The sequence below is a fragment of the Myxacorys chilensis genome, assembly GCF_059505265.1.
This window is the reverse complement of record NZ_JCACKG010000149.1, coordinates 77,072-96,554: the sequence shown is the minus strand read 5'-3', so window position 1 is coordinate 96,554 and position 19,483 is coordinate 77,072. Positions and strand designations below refer to the sequence as shown.

Annotated in this window: 23 protein-coding genes; 8 read left to right on the top strand and 15 right to left on the bottom strand. The window is 49.0% G+C overall.

The window, feature by feature from the left end; translation table 11 throughout:
- The first annotated feature begins 59 nt into the window (after nt 1-59).
- Complete coding sequence (locus AC5JLB_RS11205; RefSeq protein WP_495873913.1) at nt 60-647, top strand: phycobiliprotein lyase; 588 nt, start codon at nt 60-62, stop codon at nt 645-647.
- 420 nt (nt 648-1,067) lie between these two features.
- Nucleotides 1,068-1,355 (top strand): DUF3288 family protein, encoded by a 288-nt coding sequence (locus tag AC5JLB_RS11200; protein WP_495873912.1) that lies wholly within the window; start codon nt 1,068-1,070, stop codon nt 1,353-1,355.
- Between the two features lie 8 nt (nt 1,356-1,363).
- Here the strand turns inward: AC5JLB_RS11200 and AC5JLB_RS11195 are convergent, their stop codons facing one another.
- The 3 genes from AC5JLB_RS11195 to AC5JLB_RS11185 are packed head-to-tail and all read right to left on the bottom strand — an operon-like array spanning nt 1,364 to nt 4,076.
- Nucleotides 1,364-2,008, bottom strand: coding sequence for a cadmium resistance transporter (locus AC5JLB_RS11195; RefSeq protein ID WP_495873911.1), 645 nt, complete (start codon nt 2,006-2,008; stop codon nt 1,364-1,366).
- 2 nt (nt 2,009-2,010) lie between these two features.
- Nucleotides 2,011-3,288: an MlaD family protein gene (locus AC5JLB_RS11190; protein ID WP_495873910.1), complete on the bottom strand. Its 1,278-nt coding sequence runs from the start codon at nt 3,286-3,288 to the stop codon at nt 2,011-2,013.
- A gap of 5 nt (nt 3,289-3,293) precedes the next feature.
- Nucleotides 3,294-4,076: an ABC transporter ATP-binding protein gene (locus AC5JLB_RS11185; protein ID WP_495873909.1), complete on the bottom strand. Its 783-nt coding sequence runs from the start codon at nt 4,074-4,076 to the stop codon at nt 3,294-3,296.
- 556 nt (nt 4,077-4,632) lie between these two features.
- Between AC5JLB_RS11185 and AC5JLB_RS11180 the strand changes: the two genes are divergently transcribed.
- Together AC5JLB_RS11180 and tsaE are read left to right on the top strand one after the other, a co-directional pair.
- Nucleotides 4,633-6,003, top strand: a complete 1,371-nt coding sequence (locus AC5JLB_RS11180) for a gluconeogenesis factor YvcK family protein (RefSeq protein ID WP_495873908.1) — start codon at nt 4,633-4,635, stop codon at nt 6,001-6,003.
- A gap of 10 nt (nt 6,004-6,013) precedes the next feature.
- Nucleotides 6,014-6,475, top strand: a complete 462-nt coding sequence (gene tsaE, locus AC5JLB_RS11175; RefSeq protein WP_495873907.1) for a tRNA (adenosine(37)-N6)-threonylcarbamoyltransferase complex ATPase subunit type 1 TsaE — start codon at nt 6,014-6,016, stop codon at nt 6,473-6,475.
- Nucleotides 6,476-6,485: 10 nt separating this feature from the next.
- On the opposite strand, the gene AC5JLB_RS11170 is transcribed toward tsaE, so the two are convergent.
- From AC5JLB_RS11170 to AC5JLB_RS11145, 6 genes are all read right to left on the bottom strand, one after another.
- A complete protein-coding gene (locus AC5JLB_RS11170; protein WP_495873906.1) occupies nt 6,486-7,190 on the bottom strand; it encodes a hypothetical protein in 705 nt (234 codons plus the stop codon).
- A complete protein-coding gene (hisB, locus tag AC5JLB_RS11165; protein WP_495873905.1) occupies nt 7,190-7,822 on the bottom strand; it encodes an imidazoleglycerol-phosphate dehydratase HisB in 633 nt (210 codons plus the stop codon). Before hisB ends, AC5JLB_RS11170 begins: the two co-directional genes overlap by 1 nt.
- A 292-nt stretch (nt 7,823-8,114) precedes the next feature.
- Entirely contained in the window at nt 8,115-8,912 is a 798-nt protein-coding gene (gene fabI / locus AC5JLB_RS11160) for an enoyl-ACP reductase FabI (protein ID WP_495873904.1), read from the bottom strand.
- Between the two features lie 302 nt (nt 8,913-9,214).
- Complete coding sequence (locus AC5JLB_RS11155) at nt 9,215-9,535, bottom strand: type II toxin-antitoxin system VapC family toxin (protein ID WP_495873903.1); 321 nt, start codon at nt 9,533-9,535, stop codon at nt 9,215-9,217.
- On the bottom strand, nt 9,535-9,756 hold the full coding sequence (locus AC5JLB_RS11150) for a hypothetical protein (protein WP_495873902.1): 222 nt from the start codon (nt 9,754-9,756) through the stop codon (nt 9,535-9,537). The genes AC5JLB_RS11155 and AC5JLB_RS11150 overlap by 1 nt, the downstream gene beginning before the upstream one ends.
- Nucleotides 9,757-10,077: 321 nt before the next feature.
- A complete protein-coding gene (locus AC5JLB_RS11145; RefSeq protein WP_495873901.1) occupies nt 10,078-10,209 on the bottom strand; it encodes a hypothetical protein in 132 nt (43 codons plus the stop codon).
- 372 nt (nt 10,210-10,581) lie between these two features.
- Here AC5JLB_RS11145 and ntcA point away from each other — a divergent pair, with 372 nt between their 5' ends.
- From ntcA to AC5JLB_RS11130, 3 genes are all read left to right on the top strand, one after another.
- Nucleotides 10,582-11,253: a global nitrogen regulator NtcA gene (gene ntcA, locus AC5JLB_RS11140; protein WP_495695671.1), complete on the top strand. Its 672-nt coding sequence runs from the start codon at nt 10,582-10,584 to the stop codon at nt 11,251-11,253.
- A gap of 123 nt (nt 11,254-11,376) precedes the next feature.
- Nucleotides 11,377-12,774, top strand: a complete 1,398-nt coding sequence (locus AC5JLB_RS11135; protein WP_495873900.1) for a DUF3084 domain-containing protein — start codon at nt 11,377-11,379, stop codon at nt 12,772-12,774.
- A 2-nt stretch (nt 12,775-12,776) separates the two neighbouring features.
- Complete coding sequence (locus AC5JLB_RS11130) at nt 12,777-13,229, top strand: pre-16S rRNA-processing nuclease YqgF (RefSeq protein WP_495873899.1); 453 nt, start codon at nt 12,777-12,779, stop codon at nt 13,227-13,229.
- A gap of 57 nt (nt 13,230-13,286) precedes the next feature.
- Here the strand turns inward: AC5JLB_RS11130 and AC5JLB_RS11125 are convergent, their stop codons facing one another.
- The 6 genes from AC5JLB_RS11125 to cypC form a co-directional block, all read right to left on the bottom strand.
- Entirely contained in the window at nt 13,287-14,042 is a 756-nt protein-coding gene (locus AC5JLB_RS11125; RefSeq protein WP_495873898.1) for a Uma2 family endonuclease, read from the bottom strand.
- Nucleotides 14,043-14,161: 119 nt separating this feature from the next.
- Nucleotides 14,162-14,422 carry a DUF3146 family protein gene (locus tag AC5JLB_RS11120; protein WP_495697306.1) on the bottom strand — a complete coding sequence of 87 codons (261 nt, stop codon included), beginning with the start codon at nt 14,420-14,422 and terminating at the stop codon, nt 14,162-14,164.
- A gap of 35 nt (nt 14,423-14,457) precedes the next feature.
- Nucleotides 14,458-15,072 carry an aminoacyl-tRNA hydrolase gene (gene pth / locus AC5JLB_RS11115; protein ID WP_495873897.1) on the bottom strand — a complete coding sequence of 205 codons (615 nt, stop codon included), beginning with the start codon at nt 15,070-15,072 and terminating at the stop codon, nt 14,458-14,460.
- A gap of 13 nt (nt 15,073-15,085) precedes the next feature.
- On the bottom strand, nt 15,086-15,394 hold the full coding sequence (locus AC5JLB_RS11110; RefSeq protein ID WP_495873896.1) for a TatA/E family twin arginine-targeting protein translocase: 309 nt from the start codon (nt 15,392-15,394) through the stop codon (nt 15,086-15,088).
- Nucleotides 15,395-15,660: 266 nt separating this feature from the next.
- Nucleotides 15,661-16,263 carry a DUF981 family protein gene (locus AC5JLB_RS11105; RefSeq protein WP_495873895.1) on the bottom strand — a complete coding sequence of 201 codons (603 nt, stop codon included), beginning with the start codon at nt 16,261-16,263 and terminating at the stop codon, nt 15,661-15,663.
- A gap of 270 nt (nt 16,264-16,533) precedes the next feature.
- Nucleotides 16,534-17,784, bottom strand: coding sequence for a CYP152 family fatty-acid peroxygenase CypC (cypC, locus tag AC5JLB_RS11100; protein WP_495873894.1), 1,251 nt, complete (start codon nt 17,782-17,784; stop codon nt 16,534-16,536).
- A 609-nt stretch (nt 17,785-18,393) separates the two neighbouring features.
- Between cypC and AC5JLB_RS11095 the strand changes: the two genes are divergently transcribed.
- Nucleotides 18,394-19,467, top strand: a complete 1,074-nt coding sequence (locus AC5JLB_RS11095) for a fatty acid desaturase (RefSeq protein WP_495873893.1) — start codon at nt 18,394-18,396, stop codon at nt 19,465-19,467.
- Nucleotides 19,468-19,483: the final 16 nt, after the last annotated feature.

Genomic DNA, 19,483 nt, shown 5'->3' with positions numbered 1-19,483 from the left:
CTCTCCTAATCTTCTAAAATAAGGGTTATTACATATTAAAGTCACCCATAGGATTGTTCATGGATATTGTCGAGTTTTTTCAACAGAGCGCTGGGAAATGGTCATCGATGCGAACTAGCCATCATCTAGCGTTTAAGCAACAAGAGGCTGGAAAATCGAATATTCAAATCGAATTGCTCGACAAGACTGACCCTGCCGTAATCCAACTGTGCGAACAGCATAATGTTGACCCTGCCACCGCTTCATGTGGAGCGCGAGTTACATGGGACGGCACAATGGATTGGGATAAGGAAAAACACGATGGCTCAACGGTGCTTGTGCCGATCGCAGATCCTGAAAATCCGCAAGAAGGAAAGCTGCTGCGAGAAATGGGCTATGCCGAGAAAGCTCCAGTCGCAGGAAGCTATCACATCAACGACAGTAATGAACTGACGCTCGTGACTGAGTACGAAAGTATGTACTCAAAAGAACGCCTTTGGTTTGAAAGCCCCAACGTGCGCTTGCGTCACAGCATTTTAAAGCGGTTTGGCGGCTTCAGCATGGCATCGTTCTGCTCAGAAATCCGCTTGGGTGTAGCTCAGGCAGCCGAACAACAAGCAACCGAACAAGCAGCCGAACAACCTAGTGATGCAGCAGCTAACGCTTAGGTTTAAACAGATAGGATGCGAGCGAGTGGAGCGGTTCCTTTGGAGCTGCGCTCTACACTTCGCTGATTCGCCTAGCTTTTGCCTTGGGTCTTAGGCGGCAATTAGAGTGTGCTTTGTGTTAGAAAACAGCCCATAATTCCGCCTGTTTGCCCACAATGATTACCCATGATGAAGATCATCCACGATCCAATGTCATAGGTGGAAGTGTCGCTTGTGCCTATGATTCTAGGCTTGAGAATCAGATTGAAAGCTTATCTTGAATGAGGGTCTTAATTCAGAAAGTTCCAGTCCAATCGTTAAGCGACTAAAGGACTTTTTATCCAATCCATTTCTATATTCGTGGGCGATCGCAGATAGACTTCTCATTTTCAATTTCATGCTTGGCGTACTATACTGTCACGGTGTTTTGAGGCGAGTTCTATGACGCAAGAGCAAAAAGACCAGCAGCATCCGTTGTGGAACAGCGATCGCCAAATTGTCGATGCCCTGCTCAGCGGCGAACCGACAGATTACAATCTCGCTGAGTTGGCCCGTCTGAAGATTCGCTACAACGGCTTTCCAGGCGCTAGAGACATTCAAACAGATTTAGATCAGGTTCTAAAGCAGTGGAAGCTGACCGAAGATGCGCTATATGAGCGGACACGTCAGATTCATGAAACATCGCAGGTGTACAAAGGTCGTGGTGTAAAGCGAGACGATTGGAGTTAGCCAACGCCTTAACGCCAAATCAACGTCCACGATTGGTTCTCAATCAAAATATAGATGCCTAAACCGATCAGAACTACAGGAACAAAGATGTGGCTATAGCGGCTGAGAATAGGCGCGACAGTTGGGTGTCCTGCTAACCAATCTGAGATGAGGCACCACACCCCAACAAGTAGGAAGAATACGCTCAAAACAATTACCAAATTGGTCAGAGTACTACTTGCAAAGAGTGGAATATAAATTCCGATATTATCTCCACCATTAGCAAACGTAACGGCAGCAACGTTAAAGATTTGAGGATTGATGCGTTTAAAAATTCCTCTACATGACACGCTCGTTGCTTGAACTTCATCACGATCCTCTGGAGTGATTAAACTCCGAATTCCAAACCCAATTGGCACAAATCCCAGTAACCCAATCAAGGGTTTAGAAACAACTAGTCCGCCAAAAAAACCTGGTAAGCTGCATAAAACTAATGCGGTGAATCCCAAATATTGACCCGCGTAAATATGATGCTTTTTGAATTGCGGATTGACCTGAGCAAAAAACAGCATCAGCATCACCAAGTCATCAATATTTGTCGCGACGAACGCGATCGCGGCATAAGTTGCTACAGCCATCGCACTCGTCAAAGTGGCTGAGACAAACCAAGGCATGTTTAAGGTTGAGTTGGGGCTGGACTAGGATCAAACTGAAAATCTGGCATAAACTCTGCCGAAAGCTGAGTGTTTTCTTTGGTGAACGGACGCAGCTTTGCAGTGGGCGACGGAACCGTTAGAATTTGAGCGACCTGAGCCTGTTTCTCAAGCTGATCGGTTGAAGACACCAATCCACTTAGACCATTGATTAAGTTTCTCAAGTTATTACGAAGCGCCGGATCACCCGTTAATTCATCTAAATCGGCAGTAATTTTTTGCGTGTTCTGAAACGTCTCTCTTGCAGAATCAAGCGTTTGCCGCAGCAACGTAATGCTTTCAGGATTGTTCAAACTGGTTGACACATCTCGAAAATTAGCAGACGCTTGAACCGCATTTGCAGAAAGAGTCTCTAAATTTTGAATCAGTTGCCCTCGTTGAACCTGATTGACAATTGGACTCAAACTTGAGATGCTACCGCGCAATTGGGTACTTGTTGCATTGAGATTTTCCAGCGTTGAAACCAGCGTTGCTCGATTGGCGGTCACTAACTCATTCACTTGCCCCACCGTCAGCGTCACTTGATTTGCTGCTGTAGTGATAGAGTCTGCGGTCGTTGAGAACGATTGCGCCGTTGTTGAGAATGTACCGATTTCCTGTCTAGCAGATTTCACTAGCCCCGTAACTTCTTTGCTAAGGGTAGCGATCTGAGCAGCTGCCTCACTGCTATTTTTCGTTAAGGTTGTGATGTTGCCTGTAAATTGCGGACTGCTGTAAGCATCGGCAAACTGAATTGTCGCTCGAATTAACTCATCGGTGCTGATGCCCAAGCGACCTTTGACGCGCGAACCGTCGCACAAAATTACATCCCGGTTGCAGTCTGGGTCAAGGGGTTCACCCGCGTTTCCTTTAGAGTTGCGTGCAGCGCGAATCGCGCCTTCTGCCAGCAGTTGGCGCGGAACGATGTCCACCACCGTTTCACCGAGTAAGCCCGTCTGGTTCACCGTCACCTCAGAATCCCTAGGAATCAGCAGATCGGCGGGCGACACCTCAATTTGCACCTCGACACCATTGGCTCCTGGAGCCGTGCTTTTAATTTTGCCGACATTCACGCCTCGGTAACGCACGGCCGTTCCCGCTTGAACTCCATTGATTACCGCAAAATCAGCCACGATCGTAAAGCTGCGGTTGGCCGGGTTGAGTCCTTTGACCCACAGCACCAAGCCGCCAAACAAAGCGGCTCCGACAAGCAGCAACAAGCCGACTGATCCTTCTCGAACGGTTCGCGATCGCAACGCCATACCTCTTACCCAAGCACTTGAATAGGTCCTTCTACACTACCGCTAAAGAACTGCCGAATTAGAGGATTATCCGTCGTGTCGAGTTCGTGGGTTTTGCCCTCCCACTGCACTCTGCCACGATGGAGAAACAAGACGCGATCGGCAGTGCGACGAATCGTACTCTCCTGGTGCGTGACCATAACGTAACTCTGGCATCCTTGCTGGCTACTCTGGAGATGACGAACCAGATCTTCAATCACGGTAGACGCGATCGGGTCGAGTCCGGCGGTTGGCTCATCGTAGAGTAGCACGTCAGGCGCGTCGTCCGGCTTATTCGGGTTCGCCATCACCGCCCGGGCAAAACTGACGCGCTTCCTCATGCCGCCAGACAGTTCTGCGGGGTAGCGATCGCGAATTCCCGCCAAACCCACCATTTCTAAACGGTGGTCTACTAGCTCCCGAATCTGTCTTCTAGACAATCGAGAATGCTGGTGCAGCAAAAATCCTACGTTTTCGCCAACGGTGAGCGAGTCAAACAGCGCAGCTTGCTGAAACACCATGCCGACATGAATTGAATCGGGTTCATCTTCAATCAAACCCTTACGCCGCTTCCCATCGACAAAAATTTCTCCTTCATCAGGAGCAATTAATCCAGCTATTAGGCGGAGTACCGTTGACTTTCCGGTTCCTGACGGTCCGATGATTGCCAGCGCCTCCCCTCGATAAACGGTCACATCAGCCTGATCGAGGACAAGATTTCCTCCAAACTGCTTTCGGATTCCTCTTAATTCAATCAACGGCTCAGCCATTCCCGTGTAGCACACAGATGATCTAACGCTATTTTGCGATGTTGGAGCGAGATTGCACCCTCCATTTATCAAAGTAGCTACTTACCAGGGTAGCGGTCTGCTGAAGGATTGGCCTAAATTGTCTTGCGATCAATGAAGGATCTGCTTGCGATTGATGAAGGATTAATGGAGAGAGTAGCCTGTCAAATTTAGGTGGATAGGATTAAAGGGAATGCTGGCAGCAACCTTTTGCAAAGACGATGAATTTAGCATAGTCATTCTTTTTCTCATCATCGTCATTCTTCCATTCCTCATTCCTCGCGGTTCCTACAGAGTTGCGCTCTACGCTAATCGCGCGCCAACATTCTCACTTTTAATCCTGCTGAGAGCGTGACTAATTCCGCTTTAGCAAAGTTCCGGTTCAGTTAGAGAACCTTTGAAGACCCTTAGGGAGTCATTCACTTTAGTTACAGGCACACCCTAACGTCCTTGAGACAGATTGAGCTATTAGAATGCACAACTTAGGTTATCCTGCACGTATTCAGCCCCTATATTCATCGTCCGTAGGTCGATCCACATGACGACAAATCGTTTCATCAAGCAAGCTGTCCGAGCGCTCCGCCACGAGTCTCACTCGTTCACCTCAAGTTGGGTCGGACAATGGTTTAAGTGGCTGGCTCCAGGGCTGGCGGTCAAACGCTGGATGCTAATTAGTGCGGGAGGAGTTTTACTCGTTTCTCTCGGTGCAGCGATTTGGGTGAAGCTCACGCCCGTGTTTTACATCACTCAGTTTGCTAGCGATGTCTTAGAAACGATTACTCGGGTCGTTCCCAGCTATATTAGTGGGCCTCTCGTACTGCTGCTCGGCATCCTGCTGATTCTTTGGGGTCAGACTCGCACCTTTGGGTCGATTACCGAAGTGTTGATGCCTGAGCGCGACGAAGAACTGATTGATGTGCTGCTGCAACACCGTCGGCTCAATCGGGGGGCAAAGATCGTTGCGATCGGAGGGGGAACCGGACTGTCAACGTTGCTACGGGGCTTGAAAAAAGCGAGTGCCAACATCACGGCGATCGTTACGGTGGCAGATGACGGCGGCTCTTCGGGTCGGTTGCGTCGAGAGATTGGCGTGTTGCCTCCGGGCGATATTCGCAACTGTATCGCGGCTCTTGCCGATGAAGAAAAACTGTTAACCGAATTATTTCAATATCGATTTAAAGCGGGAGACGGACTGGTTGGGCACAGTTTCGGAAACTTATTTCTCACGGTTCTCAGCGAGATAACCGGAGATTTTGAGCAAGCGATCGCGGCGAGTTCTAAAGTGTTAGCGGTACAAGGTCAAGTGCTACCTGCCACGCTGAGCGATGTCCGGCTGTGGGCCGAACTCTCTGACGGACGCCGGATCGAAGGCGAGTCGAATATTACCGAAGCAGGCGGAAAGATTGTTCACATTGGCTGTATTCCTGAAAATCCTCCGGCAGTACCAAAAGCGGTCTCGGCGATCGCAGATGCAGACTATATTATCGTGGGTCCTGGCAGCCTCTACACGAGCGTGATTCCCAATCTGTTAGTGCCCGATATTGCTGATGCGATCGCCGCACGGGAAATCCCCTGTATCTATGTCTGCAACATTATGACTCAGCCGGGAGAAACAGACGATTACACGGTTGCCGATCACATCCGCGCCATCGATCGCGTGTGCGGTCGGCGTCTGTTTGATGCGGTGTTAGTCCAAAAGTATCCGCCCTCTGCTAAAGCCTTGCTGCGCTACGCTCAGGAAAAATCTTATCCTGTAGAATTTGATACGGAAGCCGTGATGCAATTAGGGCGACGGGCAATTCGAGCCAATATCATGATGGAAGATCCAGAAACCGGATATGTCCGCCACGATTCGCAACGCTTGGCAAAGGTGTTGTTGAAGTGGTTTAGTCGCGCCAGTCACTTCTGATTAGAACTTTATGAAGGACGTTCTGACGCTACCCAATGCAGAAGCAACCCGTCACTTAGGAATTCAACTGGGGCGATCGCTGCCAGCCGGAACTGTGTTGCTCCTTGAAGGCGACTTGGGAAGCGGTAAAACCACCTTAATTCAAGGGCTTGGTGCAGGATTAGGCATCCAAGACTCGATCGAGAGTCCAACCTTTACGCTGATTAACGAATACCTGGATGGGCGCGTGCCGCTCTATCACTTTGATCTGTATCGACTGGAGCGATCGCAAACTGCCACCCTCTACCCAGAACTCTATTGGGAAGGGCTTGAAGTCGAACTCGGCATCGTGGCGATCGAATGGGCAGACCGCTTGCCCTATAGACCTCAAGACTATCTAGAAATTCGGCTCACTTACCAAGAAACTGGGCGGCACGTAGAATTGACGGCGATCGGTCAGACCGCCCAAAAGCTAATCCGGGCGCTTGGATAGATATCATTATCTATCGTCTGCCTTGAGGAGAGGGCGTCGCTGTAGGAGAAGGGATTGAACCTGGTGAGGGCGTTACGGTAGGAGAGGGTGTTGGACTTGGCAACGGCGTTACGGTAGGAGAAGGTGTTGGACTTGGCGAGGGCAAGATAGGAACGCTTTGACGGGGTAGCTGTTGAGGCGCAGGACGCTTTGCATTGAGTCGAAACGAATCGAGAAAAACCGCTACACTTCCTGCCAAATCGGTCTGTAAATTCTTTCGTGTAGTCGTGGCGCTGAGAAAGTAAGCTCGTTTGTTAACGATATAGACTCGCCACCGAGCCGCAAAGCCATCAGGCAAGAAAAATGTCATTTCTCGACCCGGAAATCCATTTCGCTCAATCGTGCGATAGGCAACCAAATCTCCTTTATCTTTTTCTGCACCTTTTTTGACGCCTTCATAGACCTCATTGATTAATTTAGAATCATTGCCCGGAGCGATCGCGAGATCAAGATAACCCACGGCATATCTCATCTGTTCTTTGTCGCGGACAACTTCGTAGAGCGAAAGCCCCTTCTCTTTGCGAATTTTCGGCATTTCAGGCACGATTACCGAAAAGCCTTCTTTTTGAAATAGAACTCGTTTCCACGTGGATTGAGCGGCAACAGGAGAGACAGACACCCACGCGATCGCAGGAACACTCACCAACAAAGCCGCTATTAGAACAAATCGACGCACTACAACACACCTTTTGAACTGGGTATTTCATGAGCGCGACGCGGATCAATTTCCGTTGCCATTCGCAGCGATCGTGCGAATGCCTTAAACGTCGCCTCAATAATATGATGCGAATTGATGCCGTCAAGTTGCCGAAGATGCAGCGTCATTTGCGAATGATTTACAATTGCTACAAAAAATTCACGAACTAATTGCGTGTCATACGTTCCCACGCGCTGTGTTGGAATCTCTAACCCATAGCTCAGATGAGGACGCCCTGAAAAATCGAGCGCAACTTGAACCAATGATTCATCGAGCGGTGCGACGAAGTGACCAAAGCGGACAATGCCCTTGCGATCGCCCACTGCTTTTGCTAACGCCATGCCCAGCGTAATGCCCACATCTTCATTGGTGTGGTGATCATCAATCTCAATATCGCCCGTTGCCTGCACCTCTAAATCGATCAGGCCGTGAGATGAAATCTGGTGCAGCATGTGATCGAGAAACGGAACGCCAGTATTGGCGGTGCAGCGACCTGTCCCGTCTAAATTGACGCTGACATGAACATCGGTTTCACCCGTTTTACGGCTGACAGAAGCGGTTCGAGCAACGGTAAAGGCGGGAGAAGTCTGGGGACGGTCACTGGTTTGCATCGCGATTTCAGGTGTAAAAAGAACTGTAGTGACCACTATGCTAAGTCGTAGCGATCGCTTCTATCAACCTATCTTTTAGATTGAATGAATATACTCGCGTAGGCTGGTTTCAAGCTAATGTCTGAAGGGCTTGGCTGGTTATCAAAGGCGGGAGTTTTTGATCAGCAATTCGTCCAGATTACATTCGTCCAGATTAATAAAATTCAGCATGACTCGTGCAGATGAGCCTATGACTCAAGGGTAACGCTTACTCATTTCTGTCTCTGGCGTCTCATCCCTAAACCGGAGAAAATTATTCCGCCGCTTTCGCTCCGCTCATGCCCATAATTTCGTATCCAGCATCGACGTACACGACTTGTCCGGTAATGCCGCTCGATAGGTCGCTACAGAGGAATGCCGCCGTATTTCCAACTTCGGTTTGGGTTACAGTCCGGCGCAACGGTGCAACGGCTTCAACGTGATGAATCATGTCTAGAATGCCACCCACCGCTGACGATGCCAATGTCCGAATCGGACCGGCTGAAATGGCGTTCACGCGAATGTTGTTTGGCCCTAACTCAGACGCGAGATAACGAACATTCATTTCCAACGCCGCTTTCGCAATTCCCATGACGTTGTAGTTTGGAATGACTTTGACGCCACCCAAATAGGTGAGCGTGACAATGCTGCCGCCGTCTGTCATTAACGATTTCGCTGCGCCTGCCATTTGAATGAGTGAATAGGCGCTGATATCTAATGCCGTTGTGAATCCGGCGCGACTTGTGCCGCTAAAATCGCCTGTCAAATCGTCTCGATTCGCAAACGCAAGACAGTGAATCAAGATATCTAACTTGCCCCATTTATCGCCTACGGTTTTGAACGTTGACTGCACTTGCGCTTCATCTTGCACATTGAGCGGTAGAAACAAGCTTGGTTGAAGCGGTTCTACGAGTTCTGCGACCTTTTTTTCCATTTTGCCTTTCTCATCGGGCAAATAGGTAATGCCAAGATTTGCCCCTGCTTTGTGCAACTGTTGAGCAATCCCCCACGCGATCGAGCGATTGTTCGCAATTCCGGTGACGAGGGCATTTTTTCCGGTCAGGTCTAGCATGACAGTCTGAGTGGAGAGCAATTATGAGGATAGCAGGAAAGGATGAGTTAGTTAAAAATTGCGCGATGGGTGGGACGGGTTCGATAGAAGCGATTACTCGAAGGAAACTGGCTTTGGCAGGGTTTAAGCGATCGCTAAGTCCTCACTCTGTCCAGATTCAGAGGTTGTGTAGATGTCTGATGTTAATAGACGATGAAAGCGAATCCAATTTGGCTAATTGTCCGGTAGTAGCAGTTCTCCTGGCAACCGGACTGGAATCTCTGTGCCCACAAACCCAGACACGTCACGAGTCACAATTGCATCTAGGCTGTAGATATTGCACAAGCATATTGAACTGCATCCTCAAAATCTCGAAAGCCCAACGCAACCGCCTGTTCCAACGTAGCTCGATCTATTGTGCAGATTTGTAAATCTGTTAGAACTTGACTGACTGCATCTTCGGCTGCCCCTACTCCCGCCGCTTTCCGAACGATGTAATAGATGTTGGTAATTGTGGTTGCAGCAATAAAACCTTCAATCTCTCCTACATCAATTCGCTCAAATAGCTTCGCTGCATCTTCTACAAATGGCTCGCGTTCCTGTAGAAAGTCAAGAACAATATTGGTATCAACCAAAACTCGCATTACTGGTATTTCTGGGTGAGGTAAGTCACATAATCTTCTGTATTATCAGTGTCATTTAGGGCTGTTGGGTTCTTCGCGATTCCTCGCAGCCGAGACAGGTTCTTCGGCTTCACCTCTAAACGGGTGTCTTCCTGTAGGGATGTGAGAACAGCCTGCACTAATTGCCAACGATCGCGGATGGATAGTTGCAGTACCTGTTTTTGTAGTTCTTGTAATGTCATCTGGAGCAGTGCCCAAACTAAGTACTTCTCAATTGTAAAATCTTGTAGCCTAGACAAATCTAAAGGGATAAAAATTATCGTTTACCGCCCGACTACCAAGCAACAATCTTGGATAATTTGATTGTTAAAGTTTTCATCAGTTAGGAATCGTAATTTATCGCAGATTTTGCAAACTTATTAGAGCATAGGGCTTGGGAGAATCCTAGTTCTTCGATGAAAAATATCAAAAAGAATATTGGATGGCCGGAGGAAAGCCACGAGCAAAGGGGCAGAAAACTTCCTCACGCAACGCTTTTAGCGTTCCGCCAAGCGTCAATGAGATCAAGACCAAGTCGCCTGCTGTGAAGAATGGAGCCAGTGCAAAAGCCGCCGTTGAATGACTCGAATGTAAGTCAGGGGGCGATCGCACGTTGGAGCAATGCGATCGCCCCCTGACTGCTGTAACTTATCCAAAGCGAAATCTACCTCTCTAATGCCAGTTATAGATCAGGGCTCCCTCTCTCCAGTCCGCTTTGCGCTAGAATCTGGTCAAAATGATTGACTATTCTCCCCAAAAAGCGTTCAATACGAGTCAATCTTTTGGTGAGGAAATCACAGAGATTTTCTAAAATTCTTAAAATACGGGCAGAAATGTATAAGGAGGCACAAAAACTGCGTTTGCAGTCAGTTTAAGTGTTCTAAAGTCATCAATTGTTTACAAAGGCTTCGCTTACAATGACTCGCCTCAATAGAACAATTTTCTATAGGGGTTTTAATAGAAAAGTTTGCTCACCGGTGAGCCTAATAGTTGCTAAGAGAACGTCTGAGTGACGATAAAGGGAAGAAATGATAGTGACCAAAGAGAGACCGCTTGCATCGTTATTTCGCCAAATCGGTGGAGGGGCATACCCCCCCGTTGTAGAAACATTTGAGCGTGGCAAAACTATTTTCTTTCCGGGTGATCCGGCGGAACGGGTTTACTTCTTGCAGAAAGGAGCCGTCAAGCTCTCGCGCGTGTACGAGGCAGGCGAGGAGATCACCGTGGCCCTGCTGAGAGAGAACAGCGTGTTTGGGGTGCTATCGCTAATTACAGGTCAACGCGCCGATCGTTTCTATCATGCCGTGGCATTTACTCCAGCAGAGTTGCTGTCGGTGCCCATCGAGCAGGTCGAGAAAGCCCTGAAAGACAACCCAGATCTCTCAATGATGCTGCTGAAAGGACTGTCATCTCGCATTCTACAAACCGAGATGATGATCGAAACGTTGGCGCACCGAGATATGGGATCGCGGTTGGTCAGCTTTTTGCTGATTCTCTGCCGCGATTTTGGCGTACCGTCCCAAGAAGGGATCACAATTGATCTCAAACTGTCGCATCAAGCGATCGCAGAAGCAATTGGCTCAACTCGCGTGACCGTCACCCGTCTATTAGGCGATTTGCGGCAAGATAACATGATCTCGATTCACAAGAAAAAGATTACCGTTCACAATCCGGTCACGTTAAGCCAGCAATTTACTTAGACTTTCTCTGCCCTCGCTCCAAATCACACATTTTCTTCGCAGCAGTGATATCCGTTCCGCAGGCATAATAGATGCGGAGTCCTGCTTGTCGAGTGAACTAAGCCGGAGCGTTTTGGAGCATCAATGTCCGACATAGGGCTAATTCTGATTTTGGCAGTTTTGATTTTGGGCGGGCTGATCGCAACCGTTGGCGATCGCATTGGCACCAAAGTTGGAAAGGCGCGTCTGAGCTTGTTTAATCTGCGGCCTAAGCGCACGGCAACTCTCGTGACGATTTTGACCGGAACGTTAATTTCCGCCTCGACATTTGGCATTTTGTTTGCGAGTAGCCGCCAGTTTCGCGATATGCTGCTCGATTTCAACGACTTGCAAAAGAAAGTCCGGGAGCAAAATCGAGCCTTACGGAAAAACTCAGATGATTTGCAAATTACTAATCAGCAGAAGAGTAAGGTCGAGGATGAACTTGAGCGCACCCGCGCCCAGCGGACACAAGCGGAAGGACAACTCAATCGAATTAATGAGTCTCTGAAGCAGTCCCTTGAAAAGCAGAGACAGACCAACGAGCAGCTCAGAACGGCTGAGGCGCAGCGGGATGTGATTCGCGGTCAACTCAATGCCGTATCTGCGCAGGCTGAAAGGCTGCGATCGGAGATTAATCAGTTGCAGAGCGAGCAGAAAACCCTAATTGCTCAGCGCGATGCCGTCAAAGCGCAAATTGCCGAGCGCGATAGTCAAATTGCGGAGCGGACGAGCACGATTCAGAGGCGCGATCGCGAAATCGCCGAGCGCGATCGCGTGATTGCCGAGCGCGAAATTCAACTTCGACAGTTGGCATCTCAGCAAGCGCTCTTAGCCGAAGCGGTGCAGCAGTCTGAGCAAGAAGCCCAACTGATTCGCGGCGGATATTTGGCGATTCTGCGGAGTCAGGTGCTGTCGGCGGGTGTGCTGCGGGTGGTTGATCCAGCCGCTGCCAAAGCCGCAGTCGATCGCTTGCTAAAAGAGGCAAATCGAGCGGCCTGGCAGTTGATCCAACCTGGTTCTACCGGGGAAGAGCAAATCGTTCTAATTAAGACCGCCGAGGTAGAGCGTCTGATTAAAAAGATTAATGATGGTCAAGACTACGTGGTGAGAATTGCGGCAGACGCTAACTATGTCCGGGGCGAACGGCGACCCGTTTCCGTCTTTGCCAGTGCTATTCCCAATCGGGTCGTGTTTTTAGCAGGGGATGTGGTGGCTGCAAAGTCGATTGAACCCTCAAAGCTGACGTCTGAGCAGTTCCAACAAAACATCGAACAACTGCTCGCCTTCTCCAATTTCCGCGCGAAACGGGCAGGCGTAATTAACGATAGCGTTCAGATTGAAAACCTAGAGTCGTTATCGGGCTTTATAGAGCAACTGCGCCAATTTCAGACTCCGGTAGAACTCCGGGCGGTGGCATCCGATGTAACGTACACAGTAGGACCGCTCAAAATAGGATTAGTGGTGATTCAAAACGGTCAAGTGGTACTGAAAACGTCGTAGTCATGGACAGTTGGAAAGCGATGGAGAAGGGACAGACGGTGCTGGATCAACCTGTAATTCTGGGGTTTGATCCGGGGCGGCAGAAGTGTGGGTTGGCGGTGATGGGCGTTGATCGGCGGTTGTATTATCACGAGGTCGTGACGGCAGAAAGTGCGATCGCCACGATCAAATCACTGCGTCAACGGTTTCCGATTTCGCTCTTGATTATGGGGGATCAAACCTCTTCAAAAGCGTGGAAGCAGAAATTAGGAGATGAATTGGGGGAACCGTTGCGGGTGGTCATGGTCGATGAGCGGCATAGTTCTCTGGAGGCGCGCGATCGCTACTGGCAGATGTATCCGCCGACGGGTCTAACACGGCTTGTCCCGGAAGGAATGCGGACGCCACCCCGCAGCATTGATGATATTGTGGCGATTCTATTAATTGAGCGCTATTTACAACGGTTGACGGACTAGCTCTGATCGTCAACTTCGAGTATTGAAATTTAAGCGATGAAATTCGAGTGATTGAATTTAGTCGCTCGATCTCACCTCGTCTATTGATAAATCCAAGGCTTCGGCAATTTGTTCGGGGGTTAATCCTAGCGATCGTAACCTCGGAACCGCCCCTAATCTTGCCTGTTCTGCTCGTTCTGCCCGTTGGTTTGCCTGTTCTGCCCGTTGACGTTCTTGCTGAAGCTGCTGCTCTAACTCCATTGGGCTTAAAAATCGCTGTCCGTTCGGGCGATAGACTTCTAGCTCTGTGCTGGGTTGCCACCCAAACCGAATGCCTAATCGAGGACTCGTCCAATCAGACATCTGCGCGATCGAAACTAGCTGATTGTTTTGGCGCTGCCATCCTTGCAACACACACTCATCGGGATCGTAAATGTAATATTCTTCCACGCCATATTGCTGATAGAAGCGGAACTTAAAGTCGAGCGCTGTTCTACCTTCGCGGGTTCTATTGCTATCTGAAAGCACTTCAAACACGACCTGAAACGGAATGTTATTTTCCTTCCACTGCATGTAAGAGCGCCGATCTCCTTTAGGTCTGCCAAAGACCACCATCACATCGGGTGCTTGTCTAGGCGCTGGCGGCGTTTTGACTTGCACCGGATACCAAAACATATCGGCGGCAATGAAGACATTTGGATCATCTGCAAAAATAATTTCTAAATTTTCTTTGAGGATGACAATCCAACGATACTGTACTGTGTTTTCCGCCATTGGTTCGCCATCGCCGCTTGGGTAAAGCAAGTCTTCATTGAGGTCAAGCGATGTCGTCATCTTAGGTTCCTCGTGGTTGAAGGATATTTGTATTATGGGCAATCCTTCGGAGCTTGGCGAAGCCAATCGTATTGATTACAAATTCATGATCACAGATTTGGGATCATAAATTTGCCCTGTCACAAGTCCGCCCGGATCGTAAACGAATAATCTCCGCCCGGTTCCAATTGATAGTCCTTTGCTTCTAAAAATCGCCCCAACGGTTCTTTAATTAAGGCCCGCCCTAGCGATGGATGAATAACCAACTGTCCGCAGCGAAACAGCCAGCGAAATTGCCATTCATACTGATTAGCGATCACTTCGCCCTCAATTTCGCCCTGTTGCCAGGACTGGCGGAAGATGCGGACATGAGCAGTCGTTTCGGGAAGACGCTTAGACACAATACTTAAATCTAGAAGTGCTTGAATTTAGGTTTTTATTCGACACTACGATTGTTGTAAAGACTCATTGCTTTTTCAACCCCCTGCTTGAGGCTGACTTCGATCGCGCTCACGGTTAAGTCTAAAACGTCTTCGATGATCGGTTTTTCAGATGGGGCAAAGGTGCCGAGGACATGAGAAACAGCGTTGTCACCTGGCGCAGATTTAGGGCTACCAATGCCGATTCGCAACCGGGGAAAGGTCTGCGTGCCGAGGTGAGCGATCGCGGATTTCATGCCGTTTTGCCCGCCTGCTGAACCAGACAATCGTAGCCGCAGTTTGCCAACGGGCAAATCCATGTCGTCGTAAACCACCATCACCGACTCGCTCGGCAATTTATACCAATCGATGACCGCGCGAATTGCCTGTCCCGAATTATTCATATAGGTGGTCGGCTGGAGTAGGCGAATTTTTCCCGTCGGACTCATGCCTTCGCCAAATAAGCCTTGGAACTTCTTATTGTCGGACAGGTTGATTTGCCAGACTTTCGCGAGTTTCGCGATCGCCATAAATCCGACGTTATGTCGGGTCTGCTCATATTTCGCTCCTGGGTTGCCCAGTCCTACAATGAGTTGCGGAATGACTAGCTTAGAGGGCGTATCGTCGCTCATACGTCAGGTCAAACTAGCCTTCTTTCTCGGTGGTATTGGTCACAGCCTCTTCAACCATCTCTTCAACCGTTGCGTCGGCCGGTGAAAGACTAGGTTTCTCAGGAGTTTCTAGAGTCGCCTTCATCGTTTGGGGAGTGGATTTCTCTAATTGATCTGCTTCTCGCTTAAATTCTGACTCAAATTCTTTAGACGCATCCTGAAAGCTGCGAATGGCTTTTCCCATGCTTTTGCCAATTTCTGGTAATTTTTTGGGTCCAAACACCAGCAGGGCGACGACCATGATTAGCACCATTTCTGGTAAGCCGATGCCAAAGACGTTCATGAGAGGAGGCTCCTAGAGAAGAAGGGATGAGGGATGAGGGGTGAGGGATGAAAAGTTGAGACAGATACTAAGACAGATACAAAGTTAAGCCAGATACATTGTAGTAGTTTCGGGATTTGAGTTGACGCACATGAGTAGATCCCATCTTTAGCAGCGCTTGTTTAGTCGCACTGGAGAAGTAGCCCACTTCAAACCTTCACCGTTGATGCTTAAAGAGCCGATGTTGATGTCAAACCTTGTCTACAGTAGCGTATGGCGAATTCAGTTTATGGCGATCCTGGACTTGGTGGAGTGACTCCTCGCATTGGCAATGGCTTCCAGTTCGAGAATCCTTCTAGGTGTGACCAGTATGCTTTGAGGGCAATGACGGTAAAGATGAGAGCCGCTAGACCTAAAATGAGCGCTCCAACGGTTCTGAGCGATCGCGTGGATTTCCAATGCAGCGTTGGAGCCGCAAAAATGCCTCCTAACCCTGTCAAAATGAACGCGACGCCTGTAACAAGAGGCGTTTGAGTTAGTCCTAAGTTGATGATGCGAATGCCAATTAGCGTTGCGGCTAAGCCCGCAAAAAATCCATAGGCGGCAAGCGTAATTAACTCCCAGCCAGCCGCTAACGCCCACGCTGTCCCTACAAACAGAATGCCAAACAGGACAGACGTTTCTCCAAAGGCGATGTTGTAGCTGCCCGGAACTGCCCAAGTAAAAACCATGTGCAAGCCCGTAACCAGCGCGATCGCACCGACCACGCCAAATCCGGGAACCCATCGTTTTTGAATAGGCTCATCTAGTCCTCGATACACATAAGCCGACAGAAGAGAAAGCCCGGCTGCCAAATTGATCAGCATCAATGTGATGTAGTCGATAAACATGGGTGATCTCGTAGAGAACGCTAGGACTTGATGAGTGATTTTAAGGCCCTCATCAATTAAATTAACTCCTGAGCGAATCTTATCAGCCGTTGGCATTTAATTTAAGCGCGAGAGTTCTGCGGTTTGCCAAGCAAGGTCTCCTGCGGCTCACTGCTGCCGTTTCGCGATCGCTTGACGACTTCCGCCGCTAACATCGGCTTATCCTGCGCAACGACTAGCTGAGAGCACTACTCTACTCTGGAGGAATTATCGTTCTACTTACATGCAGCATCAGTCTGTTCGCCGGACGTTGCTGATGATAAAACGACTTTTTGGAATGGCGGGTATTCGCGATAGGCTGATGCGCAGATCCTGTTCGGGCACGTCATACTGTATCGATTGAGTCAAGAACTTCACCGACGCTTTCATCAGTTCTATCGTGATCCATTCACCTGCACAGCGATGCCCCACTTGGTAATCGCCTCCCCCTTGGGGAATGAAATTAAAGGGGCTTCCATCCCAGTGGCGGAACCGTTCTGGCTGAAACTCATCCGGGTTCTCCCACAGCCGCGCATCGTGGTTCGTGCCATACAGGTCTAGAAACACTCTTGTCTTTTTAGGGAAGTGGTAGCCATTCCAGTCGAAGTCCTGTCGCACACGGGCAGCGATCAGCGGGAAGAAGGGATAGAACCGACGAACCTCTTGCACGAATCGCTCAACATCCTTGTCGTCGCCCTGCTGAAGTGTCTGCCGACAGTCTGGATGGTCGTGCAGCGCTAGTGCCGAGAAAATCACAAACTGCGCGATCGCAACGGTAGGTCGCAGCAGATTAATCAGTTCTATGGCGGCTGTCCGTTTATCTAGCAGTTCTTCGTTGAGGTCTCTGTGCCACGCGATCGCGTGAACCGGGCTCCCTTCAGCGACTTCTAGCGTGTGGCTACGCACGTTTTCGATGATGTCTTCGATCCATTTCTCGGTTTGCTGACGAGCGATCCTTCCCCGCAAGTGCCGTAGTCCGGCAGATCCTCCTCCTTCAAACAATGCTGCCAGTTCGTTTGTCCGTTGTTTGACTTCTCCCTCCTCAAGCGGAACGCCAGTCCACTGACACACAGCGCGGCATAAGATTTGCCGCACCTCATAGAGGAGTACAACCTTGTCCATCATTTCCCATTTTTTGCTGTAAGCGTGCCATTGCTCGGTTGTTAAAGCGGCCAGGTGCTGAATGCTCTCGCGGGTCATCAGCGACATGAACATCTGCTTGCGGCGTCGATGGGCATTCCCATCTAATCCTAGTACGCTACCTTCACCGATCAATGTCTTCTTCAACGGTTCAGGATTGGCATCTTTTCGCTCAAACCGCTCAGTATCGTAAAACAGCGTGGCTGCCTCTTTTCCAGTCATGCAGATGGATGGCTGGAACAGGAGTCGGGCTTGAAAAATATCCGATTGGTAGCGTTGACACCTTTTGGGAATGAATAGGTAGCCATCTAGCAGCAGTGCCAGCGTGCTATCCAAGGCTTTGTCGCGAGGAATCTGTTGCATGAAGCTTCCTTGTATTTGCGTGATGAAATGACTAAGGATGGACTAAATAAATGCAGGCAAACACTACCGTCGGTATAAAAGCAACTGCTGTTTAGCAACAAATGAGAACTCAGAAACACGAGATGGGAACTTACATCCCAAGATAGGAACAAAGGATCACGCGATGGGAGCGAAGAAACATGGAGTGGGAACAAAGGAACGTGCGATCGTACCTAAGATCCCAAGGTGGGAACGAAGGATCACGGGATGGGAACGAAGGATCACGAGACGGGAACTTACATCCCAAGATAGGAACAAAGGATCACGAGATGGGAACGAAGGATCACGCGGTCGTTACTTAACATCTCATCATGAGAACAAAGAATTTACGCGATCGCATTTAAGTTCACACGTAGAAAACAGTGCAAAAAAGAGCGCCTGCTTCTCACGCCTCAAGGCAAACATTGCTTCGGCTCCTGATGAAAGCTTTACCAGAGTTAAAAATCGGCTTCGTTACGCTTTTTATAATCGCGCTACTTGCGTAGATTCCTAGAACGTGCATTGTGATAGATCCCACTCCCTACAGGTAGAATGTCCAGGTTGCGTTTTGTTAATCTGACAAGAAATTAAGTGCAAGTTCAACCCCTTCCATCTGTTTCATCTGGTGTAGATTCCCATTCACGAGTCCAAGATCTACCATTCACACTGAAAGACGTTCGCGCCGCCATTCCAAACTTTTGTTTTGAACCTTCTACCGCGCGATCGCTGTCTTATTTCTTTCTTGATATTGGCATCATCGCTGCACTGTATGCAGCCGCCGCTTATCTCAATACTGGTTGGTTTTTTCCAATCTTCTGGTTCGCCCAAGGCACTATGTTTTGGGCGCTTTTTGTCGTAGGACATGACTGCGGACACGGTTCATTCTCAAAACACAAGTGGTTAAACAATCTGATTGGGCATCTGTCTCATACGCCCATTCTTGTGCCCTATCACGGTTGGCGCATTAGCCATCGGACGCATCACGCCAACACAGGCAATATTGAAACCGATGAAAGCTGGTATCCCATCGTTCAATCCAAATACGATCAGATGCCTTGGTATGAGAAGTTATTCCGCTTTTATCTACCGCTCTTGGCGTATCCGATTTATCTATTTCGTCGCTCGACAGGTAAGAAGGGATCACATTTTATGCCGACCAGTCCGCTCTTTAAACCTTCTGAGCGCAACGAAGTGATCACCAGCACAGTTTGCTGGAGTATGATGATTGCCTTTCTGGGCGTTCTGACGGCGCAGTATGGGCTGTTGTTTTTCGTGAAGTATTATCTGATGGGTTACATCGGATTCGTCGTTTGGTTGGACTTAGTGACATTTCTCCATCACACAGAAGAAGATATTCCTTGGTATCGCGGTGAGGATTGGTATTTTCTAAAAGGTGCATTGTCTACCATCGATCGAGACTACGGCGTGTTCAATCCCATTCACCACAACATTGGCACTCATGTGGCTCATCACATTTTCTCAAACATGCCTCATTACCACCTCAAGACAGCCACCAAAGCGATCAAGCCTGTCTTAGGAGCGTACTATCGCACGTCAAATGAGCCGATTTGGAAGAGTTTCTTCCGCTCTTATGGCGCGTGCCATTTCATCTCAGATACCGGGTCGAAGATTTACTATCAAGCACCGAGCCGTTTGCAAAAGTAAGCGCGAGTAAATGAAA